This is a genomic window from Ottowia massiliensis (genome assembly GCF_900240305.1).
Lineage (GTDB): Bacteria > Pseudomonadota > Gammaproteobacteria > Burkholderiales > Burkholderiaceae_C > Ottowia > Ottowia massiliensis.
The window spans coordinates 1-2,027 of the sequence record NZ_LT964863.1; the positions used below are offsets into that span (position 1 = coordinate 1).

General features: G+C 69.3%; 1 protein-coding gene. It reads right to left on the reverse strand.

What is annotated here, in order from left to right:
• A partial coding sequence (locus C1720_RS12525) for a putative Ig domain-containing protein (protein ID WP_199171043.1) occupies nucleotides 1-1,914 on the reverse strand: 1,914 nt, incomplete at its 3' end.
• Between the last annotated feature and the right edge of the window lie 113 nt (nucleotides 1,915-2,027).

Here is a 2,027-nt window from a genome sequence, read left to right on the forward strand (position 1 = left end):
CCATTGCACGGTGCAGCCGTTCAGGCTCATGCCTTGCGGGGCGCGCGTGAGGCTGCACGTCAGCGGCGCGCCTTCAGGGTCGGTGGCTTGCAGGGCGTAGCTGTAGGCGCTGCCCACTTGTGCTTGCGCAGGCGGCGTGCTGGTGATGCGCGGCGGCTGGTTGGCGGGCGGCGTTGGTGTAGGCGTGGGCGTTGGGGTTGGCGTCGGCGTGATGGCGCTGATCACCAGCGTGACGTTCTGCGTGGCGCGCGCGCCCTTGGCGTCTGCCACGGTGAGCATCAGCGGCCAGCGGCCCGGTTTGGGCTGCGGCCAGGTGATGAGACCGCCTGCGGTGATGTTCATGCCTTCGGCTTGTGTGCCCAGGGTGTAGGTGACGGCGTCGCCGTCGGGATCGCTGGCCTGCACCTGGTGGCTCAGACGCTGGCCTTCCTGGCCCGTGGCAGGCAGCATGTTGCTGATGACGGGCGGGCGGTTGCGGCTGTCGCTGATTTGCAGCGCATAGCTCTGGCTGGCGATCAGCCCCGTGCGGTCGGTGGCCGTGAGGGTGACGGCGTATGTGCCGGCCAGGCCAGGTTGCGGCCAGGCGATGAGGCCGCTGGCTGCGTCCACGCTCATGCCGGCGGGCGATTGGGAAAGGGCGTAGGTGACGGCGCCGCTGCTTGCGTCATCAGGGTCGCTGGCGTGCGCGGCGTAGCGGTAGGGCTGGCCCGTCTGGCCTGTCAGCGGCGGCTGGCTGTCAAAGCGCGGCGGGCGCGTCAGCGGCTGGCCCGGCTGCCATTCGGGCGGGGCAGAGCTGGCGATGGGGGCGGAAGAGCAGGTTTCCTCGCCTTGGCCGTTCAGGGGGCGGACGCTGTAGTACCAGGTCTGTCCAGCGCTCACGCCTTCATCCAGCCAGGTGCTGTAGCGCGAGGCGGTCTGCCCCAGCCGCTGCCAGGGGCCTTGCGGCAAGGCGGCGCGGTAGATGGCGTAGCCGTGTGCACCGATGTCGCTCCAGACAAGCTGCACCTTGCCGGGCTTGGCGCGGGCGCGCAAGTCCGCCAGACAGGCGGCCTGCGGGGGCACGCGGGCCGAACCAAAGGCATCCACATAGACATAGCCGCCATGCGCGCCATGCGCACAGTCGGCGGCAAGCACGCGCACTTCCACGGTGTGGCCCAGGCGGCTGTCAGGCACTGGAATATCCACGTCGATGAAAGGCGTGGCGCGCCAGGTGCGGCCTCCAAGAAGGGTGGTGTGGGTGATGCGCCCGGGCTGGCCTGACCAGGCGAAGTCGTCATAGATGACTTCATCTGTCGTCACATCCTTGAGCTGCACATGAAAGTAGGGCTGCGCCGCAGGCGGGTGGCTGGGGTCTTCCAGCACGGCGGCGTAGGCAAAGCGCACGTGCAGTTTGCCGTCTTGCGGGTCGCGGTCGGCGGCAGTGATGACAGCGCTTTGATTCAGGGCGTTGATGTGCTTCCCGCCCAGCTCGTCATTGACCTTGGCCGTGTAGTGGCCCGCGCGCGGCAAGTCCAGGTGCGGCGCGCGCGGATCAAACGTAGCGCCCAAAACGCCGCCCAGCCGCTGGCCGCCCGCGACGATGACAATGCTGCTGGCGCTGTAAGGCTGACTGCCCCGCAGGCCGGAATTGATGCCGTGGCTGCTTTGCCAGCCGCTGGTATCGCCCGTCTCGAAGCCGCCGTTGTCAAACAGGGCGTGAGCGGGCTGCACGGGCGCGAGCCAGCCCGTCAGCAAAACAGCGGCGCAAACCAGCGCAGACAGCACCGCCAGCAGGCGGCGGGCAGAACCGGCAGAACCGGTTTGACGGCTGTCTTGCTTGCGCCGCTGGCTGCGGCCCAAGCCGCCAAAGCGCCCATAGCACGCGCCCAGCAGCAGCGACAGTGCGCCCAGCGCAAGACCGCCGGGGCCAGGCACAGCGTGCAGGCCCGCTGGCGCCGGGCCTGGGCCTGGCGTCGGAGTCGGAGTCGGAGTCGGAGTCGGAGTCGGAGTCGGAGTCGGAGTCGGAGTCGGAGTCGGAGTCGGGGTCG